Raw genomic sequence first — 26,725 nt, 5'->3', positions numbered from 1 at the left:
AACGGTCAACTGTTCATTATCGAACACTCTGGTTTTGGGTTGTTTTGAAAAGCTTCTTTAAAATCAATGCTTTACAAATTATAATTTTTGTGGCACAGTATTTACCTATTGGTAATCAGTAAATTATTTAAAAAATGGACACCGTTATCCCTCGTAAAAATAGAAAATTTAGATATCTCACAATAGCAATTGGAGTTTTTTTAGTTTTGGCCACCATTATCTTTTTTTCGTTTAATACTAAAAGAAGTTTAAATGTAAAAGCCGAAGAACTTTCTATTCAAAAAGCCGAAAAAGCTTTTTTTGAAGATTTTGTTGTTTTTCAAGCAAAAGTTGAACCTTTAAATGTAATGCTTGTAAACGTTACCGAAGGTGGCTCTGTAAAAGAGATTTTTGTCGAAAACGGCGCAATGGTTACAAAAGGTCAATCGCTGGCAAGACTTTATAACCCAAACACAGAACTGAATTACTTGACTCAGGAAACGGCTATTATTGAGCAAATCAATAATTTAAATACTGGAAAACTGAACATTAGAAATCAGGAATTGAATTTAAACAAAGATTTGGTTTTAATCGAACACGATTATAATGATGCCAAAAGATTGTACGATATGAACTCGAAATTGTACGATAAAGAGGTGATTTCGAAAAACGACTGGAATACTTTTAAAGAAAGTTTACGTTTTCAGGAAGAAAGAAAAAGAACAATTCAGCAGAGTATTCAAAAAGAAAAACAAACCAATCAAATTCAGATTTCGCAAATCAACCGTTCTATCCAAACCATGGAGAAAAGTTTGGATATCTTAAGAAACAACAAAAAGAATTTCTTGATCACCGCTCCGGAATCTGGCCGATTAACATCATTTGAAGCTGTGTTAGGACAAAATTTTCAGGCAGGTCAAAGCATTGGAAAAATTGATTCAAAACGCGGCTACAAACTTGCGGCGGACGTTGATGAATTTTATTTGGAAAAAGTTCGCGAAGGCTTAAAAGGACAAGTAGAATTTAAAGGAAAAGCGCTTGAAGTTATTGTTACCAAAGTAATTCCGGAAGTCAAAAACGGTCATTTTACGGTAGAATTGGCTTTTACATCTAAAGAAAATATTGTTTTACAGGACGGACTTAGTTTTGGAGTAAAACTGATTTTATCTGAAAGAAATAAAATATTGGTTCTGCCAAAAGGAAGTTTTAATCAAGAAACTGCAGGAAAATGGATTTTTGTGGTAAAAGGAAACAAAGCAGAACGAAGAAATATAAAATTAGGAAGAGAAAATCCTTCGTACTATGAAGTTCTTGAAGGACTGAAAGAAGGCGAATCTGTAATCACTTCATCGTATTCAGATTATAAGGATATTGAGGAGCTTTCTATTCAGTCGCAGTAAGCAGTCGCAGTTTCCAGCATTCAATTCACAATTTACAATTAATAATTCACAATTATAAAAGTTTCAATCATCAATCAAAAAACGTAATCAACAACATTTAACACCTTTACAAAAATGATAACAATTCAAAATTTAACCAAAGTTTTTAGAACAGAAGAAGTAGAAACATCAGCATTGAGCGGTATTTCTTTAGAAATTAAAAAAGGTGATTTTTTAACTATCATGGGACCTTCAGGTTGTGGGAAATCGACTTTATTAAATATCATCGGGCTTTTAGACAGTGCCAATGATGGAAGTTATAAATTATTAGATCAAGAAATGATTGGTCTAAAAGAAAAAGGACGAGCGCAGGTTCGCAAGGAAAATATCGGATTCATTTTTCAGAATTTCAACCTAATCGATGAACTTTCTGTTTATGACAATATCGAATTGCCTTTGCTTTACAATAATGTAAAAGCATCGGACAGAAAACAAAAAATTGAAGCTATTGCCGAGAAATTAAATATTTCGCACCGATTGAAACATTTTCCACAGCAGCTTTCTGGAGGACAGCAGCAAAGAGTTGCCGTTGCAAGAGCTTTGGTAAATGATCCAAAAATCATTCTTGCCGATGAGCCGACAGGAAACTTAGACAGTAAAAACGGTAACGAAGTAATGGAACTTTTAACCGATTTGCATGCAAAAGGCGCAACGATTTTGATGGTAACCCACTCTGATTATGATGCTTCGTTCTCGCAAAGAACCATTCATATGAAAGACGGTGTGATATTCTCTGAAAAATTAAATCAGAGAAATGTAGATGTTTTTATGGACGCTAAATAATAAAAAGATGGTAAAATTTATCGTAGCAGCAATTGTAATTCTGGTAGAATTCGTCTGCAAAATATGGGCTATTATTTAAAAAACGGATTGGGTTTTAAAGACCCCAAATAACTACAAAACACAAATACCATGATTTCTAACTGGTTTAAAATATTTATTTATCATTTAAAGCAAAACAAACTGTTTTCGGCTTTAAATGTATTAGGATTAAGCATTGGGATTGCCAGCGTAATCTTTGCAATACTATATTGGAACAATGAACATTCGTATGATCAATGGAACCCTAACAAAGAAAATGCTTATATGGTCTTAAACAAGATTGGGGCAACAGGTGATACTTGGGCATCAAACTCGATTCCGTTTGGAGAAACCTGCAAAGCGACAATTCCTGAGATTGAACAGATATGCTTTTTCAACACTTGGTATGACGAGGATATCATCAAATACCAAGATCAAAAACTGATGGCGAAAAAGATCATGGCAAGCGATGAAAATTTCTTTAATTTTTTTCCTTTCGAAATTCTGAATGGAGCAAAAACCAATATTCTAAAAGAGAAAAATAGTGTTGCAATTTCTGACGAACAGGCAAAGCTTCTTTTTAAAGACGAAGATCCAATTGGCAAATCGATTATATTCAACACAAAAGCTTACACCGTAAAATCTGTTTATCGTATTACCAAACCTTCATCAATTGAACCAAATTATGTTTTTAGCGGTGTAAAACGTGAACCCGACGTAAACAGCTGGGGAAATTTTAATTACGGTTTGCTTGTTAAAATTAAAAATGGAGCTGATCCTGTGGCTGTTTTAAAGAAAATGCAAAACGTGAATTTTGTAAACAGAACCGTGAAAGATGCAAAAGAAAACGGCCAGACAGTTGAACAATATGTAAAAGAAAATGGCGAAATCACGGTTATTTTAGACCAATTGCAAATGTCTCGTTTACATGGAACGAAAAGTTCGGCAGGGCAAAATTTTCCTGAAGGTGTTGGAAATTTAAAACTGCTTTATATTATGGCCGGTTTGTCTATTTTGATTTTGGTTTTATCATTGGTAAACTACATCAATTTAGCTACTGCATCGGCAATCAAACGCGCAAAAGAAGTTGGTGTCCGCAAAATTGTGGGTGCTACCAAAAACCAGATTATCACTCAATTTATATTTGAAACTGCAATAATTGTTGTACTTGCCATTGTGTTTGCACTTGCAATCGTTGAGCTTTCATTGCCGTATTATAATACATTTTTGAGAAAAACTTTAACCATGAACGGGAGCGAATTTTACCTGCAGCTTATTATGATTTTTGGATTAGTAATCATACTTGCGGGTATTTTCCCTGCCATTTACATCTCAAATTTTGAAACTTTAAAAGTACTGAAAGGCAATTTTTCAAGAAGCAAAAGCGGTATTTGGATTCGGAATTCGATGCTTATTTTTCAATTCGGAATTGCCGCTTTCTTTATCATTGGCGCCTTGATTGTCAATTCACAGGTAAATTATATGATGAACAAAGACCTTGGTTTTAGTGGAGATCAGGTAATTTCGATTCCGTACAACAAACCAGACAGACAAAAAAGAGTACAGCAGTATGGTGTTGATAAACAACAGATCCAAAAAATATCAGGAGTTCTAGATGTTTCTACTTTTGCAGGAAGTTTTGGCGGAAGTACAAATTCAAGTTCTGGATTTACTCATAATGGTATTTTTGTGCAGCCTCGAAATGCAGAAATTGATTTTGGTTTTCTTGAAATGATGAAAATCAAAATTGCTGAAGGACGCGATTTGTCTCCTAAATTTGCTTCAGACACTGTAAGCAGCATGCTGATTAATGAAACATTGGCAAAAACTTTGAATTTAAAAAATCCAATAAACACCATTATAACCTCAGGCTGGAGCGTAGGAGACGGTGATAATTTGAAATTTAAAATTGTCGGAGTTGTAAAAGATTTTCATATTACTGGCCTGCAAAATAAAGTTCCTCCAATGGTTTTTATAAACATCAAAACCTTAAAATGGAATAATTTCAACAATATCTTTGTAAAAGTTTCGCCAAATAATTTAACTGAAACATTAGAAAAATTAAAAACCTATTGGGCTAAAAATGTAAATCCTGATTATCCTTTTGAATATGAGTTTGTTAATAAAGGATTTGCTAAAACTTACCAAGAACAAATAAAGCAAAAAGACCTGTTTTTTATTTTAAATTTAGTTGTAATTGTAATTGCTGTGTTCGGATTGTTCGCTTTGGCATCATTTTCGATGGAGAGAAGACTGAAAGAAATTGCAATTAGAAAAACGCTGGGTGCAGAGACTGATATCTTGTTGAAAGAATTATCAAAACAATATGTCTTGTTCTGTTTGCTTGGATTTGGAATCGGAATCGTTCCGGCTTATATTTTATTACAAAAATGGCTTGAGGATTACGCTTTCAGAATAAATATTTCGACTTTGCCATTTTCAATCGCATTAGTTTCATTATTAGTCCTTACGTTGCTGATTGTGCTGACAAAAGCATATCAAGTAACTAAAATAGATGTTTTGAAATATTTAAAATACGAATAACTTGTAGACCATTTTTTTAGAAACCCGCCAAATCAGAATCTTGGCGGGTTTCTTTTTGTCTTTTTTCTGCTTAAATTTTTATCTTTTTCATTTAAAATTTATTTTTGTCTGCTTTACTTTTTAAAATTGCTTCGAAAAAATACAACTGTATCATTTTGAATAATTTCGATATCAATAAATACGATTCAAAAAAAGTAAGAATCCAAACTTAATCTGTTATCTTTGCAGTCTGAAACAAGTTTAAATAAACATAGTGCTTAAACAAGTCTCATCATTAGAAAACACCTACATTAAAAATGAAATTAGACAGAAAAGAAATTCTTAAAGCTTTAGAAACTATCACTATAGCTGGAGAAGGAAAAAATATGGTTGAAAGCGGTGCAGTTGCTAATGTTATTACATTTGGCGATGAAGTTGTAGTCGATTTAGTACTTCATACACCCGCAATGCACATCAAAAAAAGAGCAGAAGATGATATCAAAAAAACAATCCACGAGTTGATATCTCCTGAAGCTAAAGTTAAAGTAAACATTAAAGTTGAAGCCAAGGAAAATCCTAATGAAATAAAAGGGAAAGCAATTCCTGGCATCAAAAATATTATTGCCGTTGCTTCTGGAAAAGGGGGAGTCGGCAAATCTACTGTTACCGCAAATCTTGCCGTAACACTTGCAAAAATGGGCTTTTCGGTTGGAATTTTAGATGCTGATATCTATGGTCCTTCAATGCCAATTATGTTTGATGTTGAAAACGAAAAACCAATTTCGATTACCGTTGACGGAAAATCAAAAATGAAACCAATTGAAAGTTATGATATTAAAATACTTTCTATCGGTTTCTTTACAGCGCCTAGCCAGGCTGTAATCTGGAGAGGCCCAATGGCAGCAAAAGCATTAAACCAAATGATTTTTGATGCAGATTGGGGAGAACTAGATTTTATGCTTCTAGATTTGCCTCCAGGAACTGGAGATATTCACCTTTCTATCATGCAGTCACTGCCAATAACAGGAGCAGTAGTAGTAAGTACGCCTCAGGCCGTTGCTCTTGCCGATGCTAAAAAAGGAGTTGCAATGTTCATGCAGGACAATATCAATGTTCCAGTATTAGGAATTATTGAAAATATGGCCTACTTTACACCAGAAGAATTACCAGAAAACAAATATTATATCTTTGGACAGGAAGGTGCAAAAAACCTTGCTGCAGATTTAGATGTGCCATTTTTAGGTGAAGTTCCAATTGTACAGTCTATTCGTGAAGCAGGAGATTACGGTCGTCCGGCAGCTTTGCAGACAGCTTCAGTAATTGAAACTGTTTTTGAAGAAATCACTAGAAATGTTGTACAGGAAACAGTAAACAGAAACGAAAATTTACCAGCAACAGAAGCCATTAAAATTACAACAATGGCAGGATGTTCTGCAGTAAAGAAAAATTAGATAATTGAGATAATGAGATAATTAGATAATTTTTAAAATTTTCTAATTGGCACATTTTCTAATTGACACATTAATATTATGACAACAGAAGAATTAACAAATAACGTTTTATTAGCTTTAGACGAAATAAGGCCATTTTTAAAATCTGACGGCGGCGATATTACGCTAATTTCTATAGATGAAGATAAGCATGTAAAAGTTCGTCTTGAAGGAGCATGCATTAGCTGCAGCGTAAATCAAATGACTCTAAAAGCAGGGGTAGAAACTACTATAAAAAAGTATGCACCACAAATTGAAACTGTGGTAAATATCATGTAGTGAATCGTTTTTCCTCAGCGTTTGCGGCTTTGTATTATTAACAAGAATAGTATTTCTTTTGAGGTTTTTCCTTGTATTTTATAAGAAAAACAATAGAAAGAGAATTAAATATTGCGGAATTAACAAAAAACAACATGAAGATTTAAGAGGTTTAGTTGTGGTATTATTACTTATTTAACTTAAATTTGTAAAATAACCCTAATTCTTAAATTTATGAAACACTATTACACTTTATTTTTATTGTTGTTTTTTGTATCTGTAAATTATGCACAAGAAGCACAAACTCTGATTGTGGACAAGGCTTGGGTAAGTGAATCAGAAGAATGGTCAGATTTTAAATTTTCAGGGCAAATTGTATTTAACACAATTGCAAGCAGTGAAGAGGGAAGTTTAAAAATTGGCAATTATGATTTTTTATATGATTTTGCCGAAGGAAAAGCAAAGTTTGCAAATAAAGCAACTTACAGTACAGCTGAATTTTCTCACCCAAGAAAGCTTTCTGTAACCACAGATAAACAAGGAGTTGTAAATTCAACATACGAAGGAACATTAATCTTTCAAGGCGACAGAGATTATTATTCTGTAATTGCTGTTGTAACATTGCTCGAAAAAAGTGGTAATATGTTGGGTGTAAAAATGCATCTTAAAGAAAATTCACAAAAAGAATACGCATTTAGCCTAAAACCAAGTTAAATTGAACATAGGATTTTTTCACGTTATAAAATCCTGACCCTTAAAATTCCAAATAATAAAAATGGATGTATTAATTAAGATTAAAGATCGAGAAGGAGTTATACACGAATTACAAGCTCCAACTGATATGGCAATGAACATAATGGAGTTATGCAAAGCATACGAACTTCCTGTTGAAGGGACCTGCGGAGGAATGGCCATGTGTGCTTCTTGCCAGTGTTATGTTTTAAATGATGTGGCATTGCCAGAAATGGGAGACGAAGAAGAAGCCATGTTGTCGGAGGCATTTTATGTTAAATCTAACAGCCGTTTAGGATGTCAGATACCAATCACTACAGATTTAGAAGGTCTGGAACTAGAACTGGCTCCAGAATATTAATATTAAAAAAGGCGAGAATTTTGATTCCCGCCTTTTTTGTTTTACGAATTAAACCCGACAGGTTTCAAAAACCTGTCGGGTTTTCTGTAAGTAGACAAATCAAAAAAGCCGTAATTACATTGCTGTGATTACGGCTTTTTCTTTATAACAATTTAATTTAATCTCTCAGATTATACTAATCCAGCTTGGATTAAATACTCTGCAATCTGAATTGTATTTGTTGCTGCACCTTTTCTTAAGTTATCAGCAACAATCCACATATTTAATGTGTTTGGCTGGCTTTCGTCACGACGAATTCTTCCAACAAAAACATCATTTTTACCTTCTGCGTATAATGGCATTGGGTATGTGAATGTATCTAAATTATCCTGCACTACAACACCATCTGTATGGTGCAAAATTTCGCGAACTTCATTTACTTCAAAATCATTTGTAAATTCCACATTTACTGCTTCACTGTGCCCGCCAACAACCGGTACACGAACTGCAGTAGCGGTAACTCTGATCGTGTTGTCACCAAGAATTTTTTGAGTTTCACGAACTAATTTCATTTCTTCTTTAGTGTATCCGTTATCTTCAAAACTGTCGCAATGTGGGATTGCATTTCTGTGAATTGGATATTTGTAAGCCATATCACCTTGAATTCCTGCGTACTCATTCTCTAACTGTTTAACCGCTTTTACGCCAGTTCCAGTGATTGATTGGTAAGTTGAAACAATAATTCTTTCAATGTTGTATTTTCTATGCAAAGGCGCCAAAGCCAAAACCATTTGAATTGTAGAACAGTTTGGGTTTGCAATAATTTTATCTTCTTTAGTTAATGATGAAGCATTGATTTCTGGAACCACTAATTTTTTAGTCGGATCCATTCTCCATGCAGATGAGTTGTCAATAACTGTTGTTCCAGCAGCAGCAAATTTTGGAGCCCATTCTAAAGATGTATCTCCTCCAGCAGAGAAAACTGCGATATCAGCTTTCATATCAACTGCAGTCTGCATTCCAACAACTTTATATTTTGTTCCTTTATATTCAATTTCTTTTCCTACTGATCTTTCAGACGCAACAGGAATTAATTCTGTAACTGGAAAATTTCTTTCCGCTAAAACTTTAAGCATTACTTCGCCAACCATTCCGGTAGCACCTACAACTGCAATTCTCATTATTTATATTTTTAAATAGCTATTAATCTAATTTTACTCTGCAAAAATAGTTATAATAAAAACGAAAACAATATGCTTCACAAAAAATAACAAAATGTTATAAATTAAACAATATGTAAAATTATCTGAGCCACAAATAATTTTAAATACTATCAGGCCAATTTGTCTCCAATTCATCTTTTGCACAACCTGCAATAAATTCATCGAAATGATTCAAAAAGCCACTTTCCAACATTTCTTTTCCTTTCTGATCTCCAAAATAAAATCCGATATCTATAATTTTTTGAAGTGCCATTAGTAAATCACTATCCTTGGTTTTGTCTTCTGAGTATTTCAATTTTGAGATTTCAATAATTTCACAAATCAGAGCCTCTTTTGATTTCAGATCTAATTCTTCTATAAGCCCCGTATTCTGAAAAATAATATCAAAAATCAAATAATACAAAATTTCTATCTCCAGATTACCTGATTTACGATACAATGGCGTAAGTTTTGCCAATATTTTAATCAGGGCAAGACTTATTATCTGCTCTTCTTCTCCTTCAAAATCATAAACAGCCATCAAAAAGCCCAGTATAGCGTTCACTCCTTTTAAATCTTTATTGTTCAAATTAAACAACAACAGATCTGAAATAGCAACTGCCTTTTCTTTCTTTAACGGTTTAAGCTCTGCTTCAATTTGTTTAGTTATATCCATAGAATATGAACCGCTCCTAAAAAGCTTCTGAACTCGGTCATTTAAAACCTGTATTTTCATATTCTTACAATCTTTAGTATTAGATTAAAAAAAACCGCCCCAATTAAGAAGACGGTTAAGTTAGACTTAGTGTAGCGGTATTATATTTTTATTTATTTTTTAATAAATCTCTAATTTGAGTAAGTAATTCTTCCTGAGTTAGTCCGGCTGGCGGAGCAGGAGCTTCTTCTTTTTTAAGTTTGTTTACTCCTTTAATAACTAAGAATAAAACAAAAGCGACAATAACAAAGTTAATTACTGCTGACATAAAAAGACCGTATTTTACACCTCCAAAAGCGGTAAGATCTTGAATTTTTTCTAAATGCGCAGCTTCTAAAGCCGGTTTTAATACTAGTGGCGTAATTACATCTTCAATAAATGAACTTACAATTTTACCAAAAGCTGCTCCAATAATTACTGCAACAGCAAGATCAACCACGTTGCCTTTTATTGCAAATGCCTTAAATTCTGAAAAAAATCCCATATCGTATCTGTTTACATTTATAATAAGTGAATACCGAAAATACGCAATTTTCTTTAAAGTTCTTAAAATTATCTAAAAAATACCCGTTTTACGCGCTGCGAAATGCTGGTCATAATCTCATACGGAATTGTTTTTAAAGCTTCGGCCATTTCGATAACGGTTGGGCTTTCGCCAAAAATAATTACCGAATCACCTTCTTTACAGTCAATATGACTTACATCAACCATCAGCATATCCATACAGACGCTTCCTAGGATTTTGGCTTTTTGATTTTTGATTGTGACAAAACCAACTTCATTTCCCCATAATCTCGAAATTCCGTCAGCATAACCTATTGGTATTGTGGCAATTTTTGTTTCTTTTTCAGCCATAAAACGACGTCCGTAACCTACGCTGTCGCCATTTGGAATGGAGCGAATCTGAGAAATAATCGATTTTAAAGTTCCAACATTCTCTAAATATTTTTGTTCTGATGGATCATTAGAAACGCCATATAAACCAATTCCCAAACGAACCATATTGTATTGTGCATTTGGAAAATTGCTGATTCCCGAAGTATTTAAAATATGACGAATTGGATTTATGTTTAATTCCGACATTAATTTTGAAGACAATTTCTCGAATAAATGGATCTGTTTTTCAACAAAATCAAAATGTTTCGGATCATCGCTTGTTGCCAAATGTGACAAAATACTTTGAACCCGAACGCTTGAATTATTTTTTAAAGTTTCAATTAATTCATCAATTGTATTTTCTTCAAAACCTAAACGATGCATTCCGGTATCCACTTTAATATGAATTGGAAAATCTTTTAAATTCTTTTCTTTGGCAATTTTCAAAAAGGCATTCAAACCTTTTAAACTATAAATTTCAGGTTCTAATTTGTATTGAATAATCGACGGAAAACTTGTTGATTCTGGGTTTAGAACCATAATAGGCAATTTTATTCCGCCGTTTTTCAGTGAAATTCCTTCATCGGCGAAAGCCACACCTAAATAATCTGTTTTGTGATGTTCCAGCAGTTTGACAATTTCCAGGCCTCCATTTCCGTAACCAAAAGCTTTCACCATTACCATAATTTTGACATCATCGGCAAGTTTCGATTTATAGTAATTTAAGTTATGACTTATAGAATCCAGGTTTATTTCAAGAACCGTTTCATGTGTTTTTTCTTCAAGCAGCGAAACAATTTCTTCAAATTGAAAAGATCTTGCGCCTTTAATCAAAATGGTTTCATTACTAAAATTCAGCGTTTCAAAAGCGGCAATAAATGAAGCCGTATCCTGAAATGCAATGCAGTTTGAAAACTTAGCTGCAAAAGAAGAAATCGTTGGTCCAATGCCAATTACACGATTGATTTTATTATCCGAAATAAGCTGGGAGACTTTAGAATACAATTCTTCATTTGAAAAACCGCTTTGAAAAATGTCCGACAGAATAACCGTTTTTGTGGCGTTCTTTTTTTGCTGGCTTTCTAAGAAATCCAAAGCAATTTTAAGCGACTGAAAATCGGAACTGTAACTGTCGTCGATTATACTGCAGTTATTAATTCCGTTTTTGACTTCCAAGCGCATTTGCACTGGATACAACATTTGCACACGATTTTGAATCGTTTTTGAATCGTATTTAAAATAAAGCAGAACCAATAAACACGAAATGGCATTTTCTATTGAAGCCGAATCGCTGAATGGAATTTCTAAATCGAAAATTTCGTTTTTATATTGGTATTGAATATTGGTAATTTCGTTTTTAGTTTCTTTCTTCAGAATAAAAACATCTGCATTTTTATCTGTAAAACTCCAAGAAAACAGTTTTCTCGGATGCATCATATATTCAGCTGTAAATTGTGATATACAGGAATCAACAATTTCATTTTTTTGATAAATAATAATAGGACATTCTTTAAACAAAAGCAGTTTTTCATCTATCTTTTGTACTAAATTTAAAAATCCTTCATCATGTGCGGAGCCAATGCTTGTTAAAACACCAATGTTTGGTTTGATGATTTTTTCAAGCTTTTCCATTTCATTTACAGTAGAAATACCAGCTTCAAAAATCCCTAAATTGTGTTTTTCATTTATCGCAATAACAGAAAGCGGTACGCCAACTTGAGAGTTATAGCTTTTTGGACTTCTGATAATATTATAATCTGGGCTCAGCAAGAAATTAAGCCATTCTTTTACAATCGTTTTTCCGTTGCTTCCGGTTAAGCCGATAACAGGAAAATCAAATAAATTGCGGTAATAAGCGGCAAATTGCTGTAAAGCATTTAGCGTATTTTTGACCACTAAAAAATTAGCTTTGTCCGCAACCTTTTCAGGAATATATTGAACAACAAAATTTTGAACGCCTTTTTCAATAAGTTCCGGAATATACAAATGAGCATCATTGTTAACGCCAGACAAGGCAATAAACAACGTTTTAGATCCGTTTTGCAATGAACGGCTGTCGATTGATATATGATCTACAAAAATATCCGTTTCTGGCGTACTATTTTGAGCGTGAAGAACCGGAATTATGTTTTTTAAGTTGATGCTCATTGAGAAATTCTTTTTGTCAAATTTAAAAAAAGGTTTGCCACGAATTACACTAATTTTCACGAATTAATGATTTTTATAATAGAGTGTAAATATGCTGACAGATTATAATCTCCCAATTATTATCAGCAAATAAAAAAATAAAAATTTGCGGAAATTAGTGTAATTCGTGGCTAAAAACTTTATTTCATTATATTTGTTCAACACCACAAATTACAATGCTTTGAAAAAAATACTTCCACTTTTCTCTTATATTTTACATCCGATTTTTATCGCGATGTATGCCACTTTATTTTATCTTTTTTGCAAAGAAGACGCTTTTACTAATCAAGAAAAATACTTTGTTTTATTTCAAATTCTGATTATTACGATTTTAGTTCCAGTTTTATTTTTCCTTTTGCTGAAATCAACCGGACATGTAAATTCTATTATGGTTCAGGAAACTTCACAGCGAAAAATTCCTTTGCTTTTACAGTGTTTTTTATATATTTTATTGGTAAAACGAAGCATCATAATAACACGATATCCAGAACTGCATTTCTTTTTTCTTGGTGCATTGTTCACATCAATTTTGGCTTTAGTCTGCTCTTTATTTAAATTGAAACCAAGTCTTCATGTGGCAGCAATAAGCGGATTTGCCATTTTTGTCATCGGATTAAATATTCATTTACAGATGCAGAATCCCTATTGGCCTGCTCTTTTAATTTTATTGACGGGCGTTGTAGCTTCTTCCCGAATGGAAATGCAGGCGCACACTTCGAGAGAAATTTTAATTGGATTGCTTATTGGCACATTGCCACAAGTGCTTTTTATCTATTTGTGGCTATAAAATGTAAAAAATAAGTCCAATATTCATTGTCTTCATATTGACCTTTTCACCAGAAATTGTCGAAACTGAATTGTATAAAGGATTTAAGCCATAGTAAGCAAAAATGTTCCAGGTGTTGTAGCCCGTTGCGAGATAAATTCCGTATTGAAATTTATTGATATCTGGATTATTGGCAATTTTATACGTGTTTTCACCATCGTCTAAAATAGATTTGCTGGAGAAAACATAACTCATTTTTACTCCTCCATAAATTCTCCAGAATTTTGTGCTTTCGTAAGTAGAATTTCTCCATCTGAACTCAATTGGAAGATCTACAGAATATTGCCTGTAGCGGTTTGAAACAAATTCGCCGTAGTCATTTACACCATAAATTGGAGCACCTTTTGTATCTTCAGAGACAGCGAAGTTCTGATAAAAGTTCTGATAGCTTAATCCTAGTCCGGCAGCAATTGCAACGGTTCTGCTTTTATTTATTGGCATATCACGCAAAAATCCGGCAGAAAGTCCGGCAGAAAATTTATCCTGTTTTAGTCTTTCCGGAGTATTTACCAAAAGATTATAAGCCAGCGAAAAATAAAACTGATCCTCACGATACAAAGAATCGATTTTAATCACGGGCTTAATTTCAGGCTTCACTTCTCCTTGCGAAAAAACATTCAGAAATGAAACAAAAAACAAACAAGTAAAAAATAATCGCATATCGAATTTTGGTATTAAAGAGGTTTTCAAGTTTTAACGTTTTTTGCAGTAATTTTATTTCACTTACAAATATAATATAATGCCAGTTTGAAGAGGCTGTTTGAAAACAATTATTCTCTTTTTCTGTAAGAATAAAAGCATTTGTTGCACTTTTTTCAATAAATCTGCGATAAGAACAAAAAAATGAATCATTTTTTCATTCCGCTTTTATACCTTTGTCTTTCATGAAAAGAAAACAGCTCATATTAAGTGTTTCAATGACGCTGACAATATTGTTTACAATATTGTTTCAGTCTTTGCACAGTTTTGAGCATATTGTAAAACAGCTTTCAGAAAAACAGTGTCACCACAATTATAACGATCCAAGCGGTGAAATCACGCACCAGCATCACAATTATGACTTATGTTATGTCTGTAATTTTGCTTTTGGAAGTTATACTGTTGCTGAAATCTTCTCGTTTCAGTTTCGTGCTTTTCATAAAGAAATCCCTTATTTCTTTTCGTTTTCAGAGAATATCAGTTCATTTTCAGGAAGCGCTTATTTGCTTCGGGGTCCGCCATCGGCTATAGTTTCTTAAATTTCGATCATTCGAAAAAAATCACATTTCTTTTAATTTAAATTCAAATTACATTGAGTTTCCTAATCCTATTTCAATAAATCAGGATTAGAATGCTTTACTGTTCGTTTTTGTTTTTTCATTCAAAAGAAAAAAATCAATTAACTATAGCATCATTTCCAAATGAAAAAATTACTACTAGCCCTAATTTTGGGTTTTTCGAGCGTACTTTCTGCTCAAAATTCGGTTTCAGGAATTGTTACCGACAATCAAAATCAGCCAATGCCAGGCGTTTCTGTATACGCACCCGAATTACATAAAGGAACAACAACAGACGCAAACGGGAAATACGAAATGAACAATCTTCCAAACGGAAGTTTACGACTTGCTTTTAATTTTGTTGGATATGCCAATCAAAATCAAACTATTGCGAAATTAACAAAAGAAAATACGCTGAATATTACACTTTTACAATCAATTATGGAAATGGATGAAGTAGTTGTTTCTACGCCATTTAATAAATTGCAGTCGCAGAATGTAATGAAAATTGAACACGAAAGTATCAAAACTTTACAGCAAAAAGGGACTTCAACTTTAATTGAAGGTTTGGCGACAATTCCCGGAGTTTCTCAAATTTCGACAGGAACTTCAATCGGGAAACCTGTAATTCGCGGACTTAGCGGGAATAGAGTTTTGGTTTATTCTCAAGGTGTTCGTATCGAAAATCAGCAGTTTGGAGACGAGCACGGTTTAGGTTTAAATGATGCCGGAATTGAAAGTGTTGAAGTTATAAAAGGACCAGCTTCATTATTATATGGTTCAGATGCTTTGGGAGGAGTTTTATATTTTAATCCAGAAAAATTTGCTGATGCAGGTGATTTTAAAGCAAATTTCAGCCAAAAGTATTTCACAAATACACAGGGAAGCAATTCATCTATTGGATTAAAAACTTCTACAGAAAATTGGAAATTTTTAGCCCGAGGAAGTTACAACACACATTCAGACTATAAAATTGCCGATGGTGACCGCGTGACAAATTCGCGTTATAATGAAACCGATTTTAAAACCGGAATTGGCTACAGCAATTCTACTTTTTCTAGTGTTTTAAGATACAATTACAATAAATTGGATATTGGAATTCCAGAAGATGGAATTGCAGAACAATCTTCAAGCAAAGACACGCAATTTCCTAGACAAGGCATTTTTAATCACTTATTGAGTTTGAATAATGTTGTCTTTTTTGAAAATTCAAAATTAGATGTTGATTTAGGTTATATCTCAAATGATCGAAGCGAATTTGAAGACAGCAACGAAGCTTCATTGCACATGAAACTTAATACGTTAAATTACAATGCTAAATATCATTTTCCAAAATTTGGAAAAATTGAAACCATTTTAGGTGTTCAGGGAATGCATCAGACGAATACAAATTCGGGTGAAGAATATTTGATTCCGGATGCTACAACAAATGATTTTGGTGTTTTTGGAACAGCAAATTATGAATGGGACAGCAGCGTTATTCAAGCTGGATTACGTTTTGACAATAGAAATATTAGCTCTATAGCACACGGAATTGAAGGTGAAGAAGGCTATTTCCAAGCTTTAGACCGATCTTTTGACAGCTTTAATGCTTCATTAGGATATAAAACAAAATTAGCAGAGCCATTAACGCTTCGTTTAAATGTTGCAACTGGTTTTAGAGCACCAAACTTAGCCGAGTTAACTTCAAACGGTGTTCACGAAGGAACAAACCGTTACGAAATTGGAAATGCAAATTTAAAAACAGAACAAAACGTTCAAACCGATTTAAACTTAGAATATAAAAATTCGCATTTTGAATTTTTCGTCAACGGATTCTATAATCATGTGAACAATTATATTTATACTTCTCCAACTGGAGAAATTTTAGAGAATAATGATGTGTTTGCTTATGTTCAGGATAATGCCAAATTATTTGGAGGTGAAGCTGGCTTGCATATTCACCCGCATCCGCTGGACTGGCTGCATTTTGAAACGAGCTTTGAAACCGTAACTGGTAAAAAAGACAATGATGATTATTTGCCTTTAATTCCGGCAAACAACTGGAATAATACGCTTAGAACTGAGTTTAATATCAAAAACTGGCTAAGCGAAGGTTTCGCCTCTTTAAATGTTTCTTCAACTTTTAGTCAAGATAATGTGAGCGGTTTTGAAACAGCTTCTAAAGGTTATACTTTGGTGAATCTTGGTTTTGGAGGAACTGTGAAGTTAGGAAAAACAGCTTTTGATATTAACTTAAACGGAAACAATTTATTTGATAAAAGATACATTGCACATCTTTCAAGATTAAAAACAGACGGTATTCCTAATATTGGAAGAAATATCGTTCTGGGCGTTAATTTCAATTTATAGACTTTATTTAACCGCAAAGCACGCTAAGGAAAAGCACAAAGTTCGCAAGGTTATTAATTTAACTTTGCGAACTTTTGCGTTAAATCTTAGCGTGCTTTGCGGTAAAATAGAAAAGTTATAAAAACAAAAAACCCGAATATTGCTATTCGGGTTTTGGTGGTACCTCCAGGGATCGAACCAGGGACACATGGATTTTCAGTCCATTGCTCTACCATCTGAGCTAAGGTACCGTCTTGTGCTCAATGCGGGTGCAAAGATAGAATCATTTTTCGTTTATCCAAAACATTTTTTTAAAAAAATCAATTCGTATCTTCGCAATGGTAATAAAATAGATATGATTTTAACTGTAGATATTGGGAATACAAGAATTAAAGCGTCTGTCTTTGAGGGAAATACTGCTTTGGAGAATTTTGTTTTTGAGAAAAATGAACTCGAAAAAAAAATTAAAGAAATATTAGAAAAATTTCAAAATTGCTCCGATTTGGTTGTTGCTTCTGTCGGAAGTATAGAAAAACAGTCTTTTTTAATCTTCGAAAATCGATTAAATATTCATTTTTTTACTCATGAAGATATTTTTCCTTTTCATAATAAATATGCAACTCCAAAAACTTTAGGAATTGACCGAATGATTTTGGCAGCTGGTGCAACTCTGAAATTTCCTAAAAAAAACAGATTAGTAATTGACGCTGGAACTTGTATTACCTACGATTTTATCGACGAAAATGATAATTATCTGGGTGGAGCAATCTCACCGGGACTTAGATTACGATATGAATCGCTGCATCAATTCACGGCTAAACTGCCTTTGCTGACTTTTCAAGAACCAGAATCATATGTAGGAAATTCTACTGCAGAAGCTATTCATTCAGGAGTTGTTAATGGCTTCGTCTATGAGATCGACGGTTTTATCGATGAATATCGGGCGGCGTTTGCAAATTTTATAATAATTTTAACGGGAGGTGATGCAGAATTTTTGGCTAAACGATTAAAAAATACCATATTTGCCAATTCAAATTTCCTATTAGAAAGTTTGAACCAAACATTTCAATATAAAATCGACAATGATTAAAAAAATTATAATAAGTGCTTGTTTACTTATCTCGTTCGTTTCATTTGCTCAGCAAGGTACAGCTTCGCCATATTCTTTTTACGGAATTGGAGATGCAAGATTTAAAGGTACTCTAGAAAACAGATCTATGGCTGGGGTTTCAATAGAACAAGATAGTATTCACTTGAATGTTGATAATCCTTCAAGTTATGCTAGTTTAAGACAAACTACATTTACAGTTGGAGGAAGTTTTGGTACTTCTACATTAAAAAATTCTGATCATTCTGAAAAAGCACAGCGAGCAACTTTTGATTATTTATTGGTAGGAATTCCAATGGGAAAATTAGGTGCAGCTTTTGGTTTGGTTCCGTTAACTTCAGTTGGATACAAAATCTTAAACGATAATACAGATACAGAAGGAGCAACAAACAGCCAATTTCAAGGTAAAGGCGGTGTTAATAAGGTGTTCATTGGTTTAGGTTATAAAATTAAGCCAAATTGGAATATTGGAGCTGATATGCAATACAACTTTGGATCAATTACTACAACAAGTCTAGAGGCAATTACAGGTGTTTCAAATGCAACGACAGAAACAAATAAATCGGAACTGTCTGGTGTTAATTTTAATATCGGAACAATGTATCAGACTAAGATCTATAAAAAAATGATGTTGTTTACTAGTTTAAATTACACATTTGCAAGTACATTAAATGCTGACAATACAAGAGTAATTTCGGTAACTGACGATCCAGATCCTATTACATCTGATCCAGTTTCAGCAAAATTAAAAATGGGTAATAAAGTGACAATTGGCGGGGGTGTTGGTATACCTAGAAAATGGCTTGTTGGTACTACATTGGCATTTCAAGGTGCAGGACAATTTCAGAATTATTACAATTCAAGCGATGATGTCCGTTATGAAAAATATACAAAATATGCTCTTGGAGGGTATTATATTCCTAATTATACTTCATTTACAAATTATTTCAGCAGAGTTACTTACAGAGCTGGTTTGAAATATGAAAAAATCGGATTGGTGATTAATAACCAGTCAATCAACGATGTAGGAATGACTCTAGGCGCAGGTTTCCCTATTACAGGTTCTTTTTCAAATGTGAACGTTGGGATTGAATTTGGTAAAAGAGGAACAACTTCTGCAGGGTTGATTCAGGAGAATTACTTAAACTTCAGTGCAAGTTTCTCTTTCAATGACAAATGGTTTAGACAACGTAAAATCGAGTAATACCTCAGTTATATTTTTAGAACCTCATTACAATTTACTACTTTTGGCAAATGAATTTACCAAAAAGATATACAATAACCGCTGTCACAGTTCTTGCTGTGACACTGTTTTTTGGGTGCGAAAGTAACTTTAAAGAAGTACAGCGAAGCAATTTTGCCGAATTTGTTCCAGGAAGTGACGCGGATACTGTTAACATAAAATATACTGATTCTGGCCGTATAACGGGTGTTTTGATTAGTCCTAAAATGTTGGATTATTCTAATCTTGAATTTCCTTTCACAGATTTCCCAAAAGGAATTGATGTGACTTTATATGATAAAAAACAAAAGCGTACTTTTATCAGATCAAATTATGCGGTTTCTTATAAAGAGACTGGAATAATAGATTTGCAGGGAAAAGTAAAAATCACTTCAGAAACAGGTCAGATGCTAGAGACAGAGCAGTTATATTTTGACCAGAAAAACGAGTGGTTTTATACAGAAAGAAAATTTAAGCTTACAGATGCAAAAGGAGTATCAAATGGGCAGGGAATAGATTTTAGCAAAGATTTTAAAATGATTAATTCGCAGCGAATAAGCGGTGAAATTGAATCAAACGAATAAAAATTATTATGGGTTTATCAAAATTTACACAATACCTTTACCTAGTAGTTGCCGCTGCTTTTATTTATGACGGAATTACTAAATTAAATGATCCTGTTGCTAGTCCGTGGTTAAGTTTTGCGATTGCGGCGGTAAGTGTTTTTATGTTTTTCTTCAGAAGAAAATATAATAAGAAATTTTACGATCATTATAAAAAACAGTAAAAATGGAAATTAGTATTATAATATTATGTTTAATACTATCAGCCTTTTTTTCGGGAATGGAAATAGCCTTTATTTCCTCTAATAAAATTTATCTTGAAATCGAGAAAAAGCAAGATAACTTTTTGTCAAGAATCTTAACCAGACTAACTCAGAATCCGTCAAAATTTATTGCGGCAATGCTTATTGGCAATAATGTTGCGCTGGTAATTTATGGATTTTACATGGGAGATTTAATTCTTCAATGTTTTGTTAGTTTAGGATTTCAATTTTCTGCTTTGACAAGTCTGCTTGTTCAAACTGTGCTTTCGACTTTTATTGTTTTAATAACAGCCGAATTTCTTCCGAAAGTATTTTTTCAAATTTATGCCAATTCTTTAATCAAGTTTTTCGCAGTTCCAGCTTATGTTTTCTACAAGCTGTTTTATTATATTTCGACTTTTTTTATCTGGATTTCGGACTTTGTTTTAAAGAAATTTTTTAAGACCGAAGGCGATCAGGTACAGTTGTACTTTAGTAAAGTAGAGTTAGGGAATTATATTACTGAGCAGATGAATTCTGTGGAAGATGATGAAGAAGTAGATTCTGAAATACAGATTTTTCAGAATGCATTGGAGTTTTCAGGTGTAAAAGCGCGTGATATCATGACGCCTCGTACAGAAATTGTCGATATCGATCTGTTTGAAAGTGTTTCAGATTTAAAAGCACTTTTTATTGAAACGGGGTACTCTAAGATTGTTGTCAGTCAAAATTCTCTTGATGATATTGTGGGATATGTCCATTCTTTTGATTTGTTTAAAAAACCCAAAACAATTAAATCTGTTTTAATGACCGTGGAGTTTGTTCCAGAAACAATTTTGATTAAAGATGCTTTGGATCTTCTGATCAAAAAAAGAAAAAACGTTGCCGTTGTATTAGATGAATATGGCGGAACTTCTGGAATTATTACCATAGAAGATATTGTGGAGGAGCTTTTTGGAGAAATTGAAGACGAACATGATCTTGATGAAGAGCTTTTGGAACAGGAATTAGGAGAAGGCAGTTACTTGTTTTCGGCTCGTTTAGATGTTGAATATTTAAATGAAACCTATAAATTAGAAATTCCAGAAGAAGACTCATATGGGACCTTAGGTGGATTTATTGTGAATTCAACTAAGAAAATTCCGCAAAAAGGAGAGAATATTGTAATCGATAACTATCATTTTGTGATAGAAGAGGCAACAAATAAGAAAATCGAATTGGTGAAAATGACCATAAAAGACTGATTTTTTTTAATAATTAAAAAAATTGTTGAAAATAAAACGCTAGTTGTATTGTTATTAACTAGATAATTGTATTTTCGCAAACTGAATATAAAATTAACGATAATAAAAATGGCAGTTTTAGCAAAAATTAGACAGCGTTCCGCTTTATTGATAGGAGTTATTGCACTTGCATTATTTGCATTTATAATACAAGATCTATTTAATAAAGGAACATTTAGTCAAAGTTCAAAAGATGTGGGAAGCATCGACGGAAAAGATATTTCATTTGAAGACTTTAGAGTTAAAGTTAGTAATGTTGAAAAAAGTGGTCAAGGAATTACTTCCACTGAAGCTGCAAACAGAGTTTGGGATCAAGAAGTTTCAATCGCTTTATTATCTTCTCAATTTGATAAATTAGGATTGAGAGTAGGTGAAAAACATTTAATTGAGGTTTTAAAATCAGATCCAAATATTGGTAAAAACCCAATGTTTTTGAATGCAGCAGGTATGTTTGATGTTGTAAAATTCAAAGATTACTTTAAAACTAATCCTGAAGCAGCTCAATATATTTCTGCTAAAGAAAAGGATGCAGAATTAAATGCAAAATTCCAAATCTACAATACGTTAATCAAATCTGGACTTTATACTACTGCTAGTGAAGGAAAGTTGAAATATGAAATGGAAGCTAACAAAGTAAACTTTAGTTATGCTGCAGCATTATATTCTTCTATTAAAGACAGTGACGTAAAAATCTCTGATGCTGATATCGTAGATTATATGAAGAAAAACGAGAAAAAATTCAAAGCGGATGAAACTCGTGAAATTCAATATGTTTTAGTTGAAGACAAAGCTTCTAAAGAAGATGAAGCTGAAATCAAAGCTAAAATCACTGCACTTTTAAAAGGTGGTACAAAATATAATGAAGTAACAAAACAAACTGATTCGGTACCAGGTTTTAGAAACGCAACAAACATTGCAGAATTTGTAAACTCAAATTCTGATGTTCCTTACGATTCTACTTATGTTCCTAAAAATGCATTGCCAGCTGTTGATGCTGATAAATTATTCAGCTTGCCTGCGGGAGCAATTTACGGACCATATGTTTACGGGAAATATTACGCTGTTTCTAAATCTTTAGGATTTAAAGCTGGTGTTAACGCAAAAGCGAGTCATATCTTAATTGGTTATGAAGGTTCTCAAACTCCAAACCAAAAAGAGAAAAGAACTAAAGAAGAAGCTAAAGCTAAAGCTGAAGAGATCTTAGCTCAAGTTCAGGCTAATCCAGATAGTTTCATGATGCTTGCTTTCACAAGCTCTGATGATTCATCTGCACAGCAAGGTGGTGATTTAGGATATTTTGGTCAAGGCCAAATGGTAAAACCTTTCAATGATTTTGTATTCAATAACGGAATTGGTAAAGTTGGATTGGTTGAAACTCCATTCGGTTTCCATATTATTAAAATTACAGACAAACAAGACGGAATTCGTTTAGCTACAATTGCTCAAAAAATCGAGCCATCTGAAGCTACTTCTGATAAAGTATTTACATTAGCAACTAAATTTGAAATGGACGCTGCTGATAAAGATTTCAATGCAACTGCAAAAGAATTAGGTTTAAAAGTTGCTGCTCCAGTAACTGCAAAAGCTATGGATGAAGCATTTGGTCCATTAGGAAACCAAAGAAACATCATCAGATGGGCATTTGACAAAGAAACAAACATTGGAGATGTAAAACGTTTTGAATTAGCTAATATTGGTCACGTAATTGCTCAATACAAAAGCGAAAACAAATCAGGTTTAGTGTCTGTAACTTTGGCAAGACCTTATGTAGAGCCAATTTTGAAAAACAAGAAAAAAGCTGAAATTTTAAAAGCTAAAATGACAGGATCTAGCATCGAAGCTGTTGCTAAGAGTGCTGGTGTAGCGGTTCAGCAAGCGACTAACGTTACTATGGATAACCCAGTGTTGCCAGGTGGAGTTGGACAAGAGCCTAAAGTTGTTGGAAATGCATTTGCTTTAGCTGCAAATAAAGTTTCTGCACCAATTGAAGGAAATACTGGAGTTTACGTAGTGAAAAACGTTAGCACAGTTAAAGCTCCTGCAATTGCAAACCATGCAGAATATGTTGCTAAGTTAAAATCTCAAAGTGCATCTGATGCAAACAGAGTGTTGCCAGCTTTGAAAAACAATGCTAAAATTGAAGATAACAGACTACAGTTCAACTACTAGTTTAGTAATTAAATAAAAATACAAGCCCGAAACGTTTTAAATGTTTCGGGTTTTTTGTTTAATCATTTTTGAAATTTGTAATATATATCACCCTGTTTTTGTAAATTATATAGGAATAATAGAAATATAATTTAAAAAATTTGGGTTATTAAAATTATTACAGTTAATTTGTCGAAATTTTTATTTAAACAGAATAAATTTTGTCTGTATAGTATTTAAAAAATAGCGAGAGAAAAAATGGATAAGTACTTTAATAATCAGATGTTTAATGTTTTTGGCGTTTAATCTTTTTCGGAGAAAGCCACGGGTTTATTCCAAAATTGAGAATCATATTTATGGAATAATCATTGAGCTTTTAAAAGTAAGCAGTACCGACATCAATGTTGATGAATTAGGCGGTAAATACTATTTAAGCAACGAAGAACAGCATTTTAAGGTTACGATCTTAAGTAACGATTATGTGATCAGATTAACGAATACTCGTGATTCTGTTGCTGAAAAATATGACAAGGGTTTTGTTGAAGATGTTTTAAAAGCGGTAAAAGAAGAAAAACATCGCAGAATGGAACTTGTCTATGATTCTATTAATAATAGTATAGAAAAAATGGCAGAGCGTCTCCACAATACGCTTATTGAATCTAATGAATTAGAGAATCAAAAGGTTCGTCATCTGCAATCAGAACCTGCTGAGGATAAAAAAGTGAATTTCTAACAGAAGTTTTTATAAAATCATTTCTTCATAAGTAAGAATGGTTTCATATCCTTTTGAATGAAAATAGGCAGCCGGATTGTCTTTTGATATTACCATTACAAAATCGCCTCCCCACGCCCCAAGACTTTTAATTGTGCCGTCAAAATCAGGAAAAGCCTTTTCTTTTATTGTTTGAATTTCCAGAATGTCGCTTAAATGATTTTCATGTTTTTCAATAGCTTTTGCAAATTCTTTTAGTGTTTTAGAATGCAAAATTGCGTTGGTGATTTTATTATTCTCTGCAACACTTTTAGCTAAATTTTGATCTTTGTGTTTGTTATATGCGTGAATTGCGGCTTTGCTGTTCTGTTTTTTGTTTAGATAAACAAAGAAAATATTTTTGGTAAAGTCAGGATTGAAAACTACGGGCTGAACGCTGTTGTTTTCTATTTTATAAAGTATTGGAGTATCGTTTTGTGCGCATGCAATGTCATAGCCGCTTCCGCCAAAACTGTTTCTCAGCAATGTAAAAGCATTAATTTTTGTCCACTGCGCTATATTATTAATCAAAGTCGATGAAGTTCCTAGTCCCCAATTTCTTGGAAACGTCAGGTTTGTCGTGATTTTATATCCTCTTGAATTGTTGATGAAATCTGGATTTAATAAATATGCTTCGTGAAGAATATTGATCAGCGTTGTTTTGACGGTTTCAATTTCTGAATCAGTGTTATTTATGATTTCATCAAATGAAATGGTGTTTTCAAACCAAAGCGTATTATCATAATCGTAGCTTTTCCAATCAATGCTTTTATCTTTTGCATTTTCGATAATTAAATTCTGTCCAAATTTAGTGGGCAAAGCAAAAGCATCTGCGCCGTCTAAAACTAAATATTCTCCAGAGATGAATAATTTTCCGTTACTGTAAAAGGTTGTTGACATACGTGATTTTTTAGCCCCGATAGCAGTGAAAATCCTTTTGTGCCGGGGTTCGGCACAAAAGATTGTAACGGATAGCGGGATTAGCTTCTAATTATTTTCTTAAATTTTCGATAAACTCAACTACAGCGCTGTGTGAAACTGCCGTTTTTTTGAAATGCGTTTTAATTAACTGGCGCTCTTCACTTGTTGCTTCAAACTGATTGATGATATTATTAAGGTGCATTTTCATATGTCCTTCCTGAATTCCAGTTGTTGTAAGAGAACGCAATGCGGCAAAATTTTGTGCAAGGCCGGCAACTGCTGTAATTTCCATTAATTCAGTTGCTGAAGGTTTTTGAAGAATTTCTAAACATAATTTTACCAGCGGATGCAATGAAGTTAAACCGCCTACAGTTCCTAAAGCCAAAGGAATTTCGATCCAGAAAGTAAAAATTCCGTTTTCGATTTTTGCATGTGACAAACTTGAGTATTGACCGTTTCTTGATGCGTAAGCATGAACCCCGGCTTCGACAGCTCTAAAGTCATTTCCGGTTGCTAAAACTACAGCATCAACACCATTCATAATTCCTTTGTTGTGTGTTACAGCTCTAAAAGGCTCCACTTCGGCAATTTGAACGGCCTGAACAAAACGTTCTGCAAAGTCCTGAGGATTTGTGATATGCTTTTCTGATAAATCTTCAATTGGGCAAGAAACTTCAGCTCTTACAAGGCAATGCGGTACATAATTAGATAAAATACTCATAATTACCTGAAGTGTATCTTCTTCAGAAAATAAATCAGAGTTTTGAAATTCCTCTTTTAAAGTCGAAGCAAATTGCTCCAGACAAGAATTGATGAAATTGGCACCCATGCTGTCTTTGGTTTCAAAAGTAGCATGAAGCTGAAAATAATTTTCAAGCAGATTTCTTTTGTCTTTTAATTGAATATCTAAGATTCCGCCGCCTCGCTGTTGCATATTTTTAGTAATGCTCTGCGTTTCAGAGAAAAATTTAGGTTTAATTTCTTCAAAAAAAGATTGAAATTTTTCGGCATTTCCATTAAAGGTAAAATGAACCTGGCCAATTTTTTCGGTATTGATTATTGTTGTTTTAAATCCTCCGCGTGTTGCCCAGAATTTTGCTGCTTTTGATGCTGCGGCAACAACAGAACTTTCTTCAATTGCCATTGGGATGGTTTTGTATTTCCCATTAATCAAAAAATTAGGAGCAACTCCAAGCGGAATATATAAATTGGTAATTGTGTTTTCAATAAATTCGTCATGAAGCTGCTGAAGCTTTTCGTCTGAATTCCAGTAATTTCTTATAATATTTAGAGCTTCTTCAGGAGTAGAAAAATATTCGTTTGCGATCCAGTTTATTTTTTCTTTTTTGGATAATTTAGAAAATCCGGCAACAGCGTTGTTCATTCTCAGTGTATTAAATAATAATGTGGTCACAAAGATACTATTTTAAGAGTTTTGATTGCAATCTATTTCAGACATGAAAGTACGCAATCGTTATTTTTTTTAACATTTAACACTTAAAATGTGTATTATGTTTATTTTTTTTACTAAA

24 protein-coding genes and 1 tRNA gene are annotated in these 26,725 nt (G+C 33.2%); 17 read left to right on the top strand and 8 right to left on the bottom strand.

Annotated elements, in window-relative coordinates; genetic code table 11:
- The first annotated feature begins 134 nt into the window (after positions 1-134).
- The 7 genes from GKZ88_RS05760 (at position 135) to GKZ88_RS05730 (ending at position 7,583) form a co-directional block, all read left to right on the top strand.
- On the top strand, positions 135-1,379 hold the full coding sequence (locus tag GKZ88_RS05760) for an efflux RND transporter periplasmic adaptor subunit (RefSeq protein ID WP_155101433.1): 1,245 nt from the start codon (positions 135-137) through the stop codon (positions 1,377-1,379).
- Between the two features lie 114 nt (positions 1,380-1,493).
- Positions 1,494-2,201: an ABC transporter ATP-binding protein gene (locus tag GKZ88_RS05755; protein WP_155101432.1), complete on the top strand. Its 708-nt coding sequence runs from the start codon at positions 1,494-1,496 to the stop codon at positions 2,199-2,201.
- Between the two features lie 129 nt (positions 2,202-2,330).
- A complete protein-coding gene (locus GKZ88_RS05750) occupies positions 2,331-4,763 on the top strand; it encodes an ABC transporter permease (RefSeq protein WP_155101431.1) in 2,433 nt (810 codons plus the stop codon).
- Between the two features lie 296 nt (positions 4,764-5,059).
- Complete coding sequence (locus GKZ88_RS05745) at positions 5,060-6,193, top strand: Mrp/NBP35 family ATP-binding protein (protein ID WP_155101430.1); 1,134 nt, start codon at positions 5,060-5,062, stop codon at positions 6,191-6,193.
- A gap of 78 nt (positions 6,194-6,271) precedes the next feature.
- Positions 6,272-6,511, top strand: a complete 240-nt coding sequence (locus GKZ88_RS05740) for a NifU family protein (RefSeq protein WP_026727037.1) — start codon at positions 6,272-6,274, stop codon at positions 6,509-6,511.
- 213 nt (positions 6,512-6,724) lie between these two features.
- Positions 6,725-7,204 carry a hypothetical protein gene (locus tag GKZ88_RS05735; protein WP_155101429.1) on the top strand — a complete coding sequence of 160 codons (480 nt, stop codon included), beginning with the start codon at positions 6,725-6,727 and terminating at the stop codon, positions 7,202-7,204.
- A gap of 61 nt (positions 7,205-7,265) precedes the next feature.
- Positions 7,266-7,583 (top strand): 2Fe-2S iron-sulfur cluster-binding protein, encoded by a 318-nt coding sequence (locus GKZ88_RS05730; protein ID WP_047777672.1) that lies wholly within the window; start codon positions 7,266-7,268, stop codon positions 7,581-7,583.
- A 170-nt stretch (positions 7,584-7,753) separates the two neighbouring features.
- On the opposite strand, the gene GKZ88_RS05725 is transcribed toward GKZ88_RS05730, so the two are convergent.
- The 4 genes from GKZ88_RS05725 to GKZ88_RS05710 form a co-directional block, all read right to left on the bottom strand.
- Positions 7,754-8,743 carry an aspartate-semialdehyde dehydrogenase gene (locus GKZ88_RS05725; RefSeq protein WP_155101428.1) on the bottom strand — a complete coding sequence of 330 codons (990 nt, stop codon included), beginning with the start codon at positions 8,741-8,743 and terminating at the stop codon, positions 7,754-7,756.
- 142 nt (positions 8,744-8,885) lie between these two features.
- Positions 8,886-9,440, bottom strand: coding sequence for a hypothetical protein (locus GKZ88_RS05720; RefSeq protein ID WP_155101427.1), 555 nt, complete (start codon positions 9,438-9,440; stop codon positions 8,886-8,888).
- Between the two features lie 148 nt (positions 9,441-9,588).
- Entirely contained in the window at positions 9,589-9,963 is a 375-nt protein-coding gene (gene mscL / locus GKZ88_RS05715; protein ID WP_155101426.1) for a large conductance mechanosensitive channel protein MscL, read from the bottom strand.
- A 68-nt stretch (positions 9,964-10,031) separates the two neighbouring features.
- On the bottom strand, positions 10,032-12,503 hold the full coding sequence (locus GKZ88_RS05710) for a bifunctional UDP-N-acetylmuramoyl-tripeptide:D-alanyl-D-alanine ligase/alanine racemase (RefSeq protein WP_155101425.1): 2,472 nt from the start codon (positions 12,501-12,503) through the stop codon (positions 10,032-10,034).
- 220 nt (positions 12,504-12,723) lie between these two features.
- On the opposite strand from GKZ88_RS05710, the gene GKZ88_RS05705 reads away from it, so the two are divergent.
- Positions 12,724-13,329: a hypothetical protein gene (locus GKZ88_RS05705; protein ID WP_230392467.1), complete on the top strand. Its 606-nt coding sequence runs from the start codon at positions 12,724-12,726 to the stop codon at positions 13,327-13,329.
- Here GKZ88_RS05705 and GKZ88_RS05700 read toward each other — a convergent pair.
- Positions 13,324-14,028 (bottom strand): porin family protein, encoded by a 705-nt coding sequence (locus GKZ88_RS05700; protein ID WP_155101424.1) that lies wholly within the window; start codon positions 14,026-14,028, stop codon positions 13,324-13,326. The genes GKZ88_RS05705 and GKZ88_RS05700 overlap by 6 nt on opposite strands.
- 224 nt (positions 14,029-14,252) lie before the next feature.
- On the opposite strand from GKZ88_RS05700, the gene GKZ88_RS05695 reads away from it, so the two are divergent.
- Together GKZ88_RS05695 and GKZ88_RS05690 are read left to right on the top strand one after the other, a co-directional pair.
- Positions 14,253-14,606 carry a hypothetical protein gene (locus tag GKZ88_RS05695; RefSeq protein WP_155101423.1) on the top strand — a complete coding sequence of 118 codons (354 nt, stop codon included), beginning with the start codon at positions 14,253-14,255 and terminating at the stop codon, positions 14,604-14,606.
- 162 nt (positions 14,607-14,768) lie between these two features.
- On the top strand, positions 14,769-16,976 hold the full coding sequence (locus GKZ88_RS05690; protein WP_155101422.1) for a TonB-dependent receptor: 2,208 nt from the start codon (positions 14,769-14,771) through the stop codon (positions 16,974-16,976).
- Positions 16,977-17,130: 154 nt separating this feature from the next.
- Here the strand turns inward: GKZ88_RS05690 and GKZ88_RS05685 are convergent.
- A tRNA-Phe gene (locus GKZ88_RS05685) sits at positions 17,131-17,206 on the bottom strand.
- 104 nt (positions 17,207-17,310) lie between these two features.
- Here GKZ88_RS05685 and GKZ88_RS05680 point away from each other — a divergent pair.
- The 7 genes from GKZ88_RS05680 to GKZ88_RS05650 all read left to right on the top strand — a co-directional run bounded on the left by GKZ88_RS05680 (position 17,311) and on the right by GKZ88_RS05650 (position 24,254).
- The gene (locus GKZ88_RS05680) at positions 17,311-18,045 is read left to right on the top strand and encodes a type III pantothenate kinase (RefSeq protein WP_155101421.1); all 735 of its coding nucleotides are present in this window, start codon (positions 17,311-17,313) and stop codon (positions 18,043-18,045) included.
- The gene (locus GKZ88_RS05675) at positions 18,038-19,267 is read left to right on the top strand and encodes a hypothetical protein (protein WP_155101420.1); all 1,230 of its coding nucleotides are present in this window, start codon (positions 18,038-18,040) and stop codon (positions 19,265-19,267) included. The genes GKZ88_RS05680 and GKZ88_RS05675 overlap by 8 nt, the downstream gene beginning before the upstream one ends.
- A gap of 50 nt (positions 19,268-19,317) precedes the next feature.
- Positions 19,318-19,869, top strand: a complete 552-nt coding sequence (lptC, locus tag GKZ88_RS05670; protein WP_155101419.1) for an LPS export ABC transporter periplasmic protein LptC — start codon at positions 19,318-19,320, stop codon at positions 19,867-19,869.
- A gap of 8 nt (positions 19,870-19,877) precedes the next feature.
- Complete coding sequence (locus GKZ88_RS05665) at positions 19,878-20,072, top strand: hypothetical protein (RefSeq protein ID WP_155101418.1); 195 nt, start codon at positions 19,878-19,880, stop codon at positions 20,070-20,072.
- Between the two features lie 2 nt (positions 20,073-20,074).
- Positions 20,075-21,334 carry a hemolysin family protein gene (locus tag GKZ88_RS05660; protein WP_155101417.1) on the top strand — a complete coding sequence of 420 codons (1,260 nt, stop codon included), beginning with the start codon at positions 20,075-20,077 and terminating at the stop codon, positions 21,332-21,334.
- A 108-nt stretch (positions 21,335-21,442) separates the two neighbouring features.
- Positions 21,443-23,542 (top strand): peptidylprolyl isomerase, encoded by a 2,100-nt coding sequence (locus GKZ88_RS05655; protein ID WP_155101416.1) that lies wholly within the window; start codon positions 21,443-21,445, stop codon positions 23,540-23,542.
- Positions 23,543-23,816: 274 nt separating this feature from the next.
- The gene (locus GKZ88_RS05650) at positions 23,817-24,254 is read left to right on the top strand and encodes a hypothetical protein (protein WP_230392466.1); all 438 of its coding nucleotides are present in this window, start codon (positions 23,817-23,819) and stop codon (positions 24,252-24,254) included.
- Between the two features lie 9 nt (positions 24,255-24,263).
- Here GKZ88_RS05650 and GKZ88_RS05645 read toward each other — a convergent pair whose 3' ends face one another.
- Entirely contained in the window at positions 24,264-25,172 is a 909-nt protein-coding gene (locus GKZ88_RS05645; RefSeq protein ID WP_155101414.1) for a GYDIA family GHMP kinase, read from the bottom strand.
- Positions 25,173-25,263: 91 nt separating this feature from the next.
- Positions 25,264-26,577: a hydroxymethylglutaryl-CoA reductase, degradative gene (locus GKZ88_RS05640; RefSeq protein WP_155101669.1), complete on the bottom strand. Its 1,314-nt coding sequence runs from the start codon at positions 26,575-26,577 to the stop codon at positions 25,264-25,266.
- Positions 26,578-26,725 lie beyond the last annotated feature (148 nt).

This window comes from Flavobacterium sp. LC2016-01 (assembly GCF_009711135.1).
Taxonomy (GTDB): Bacteria; Bacteroidota; Bacteroidia; order Flavobacteriales; family Flavobacteriaceae; genus Flavobacterium.
Note: the sequence above shows the minus strand (reverse complement) of the source record. Positions and strands in the feature narration are given on the sequence as shown.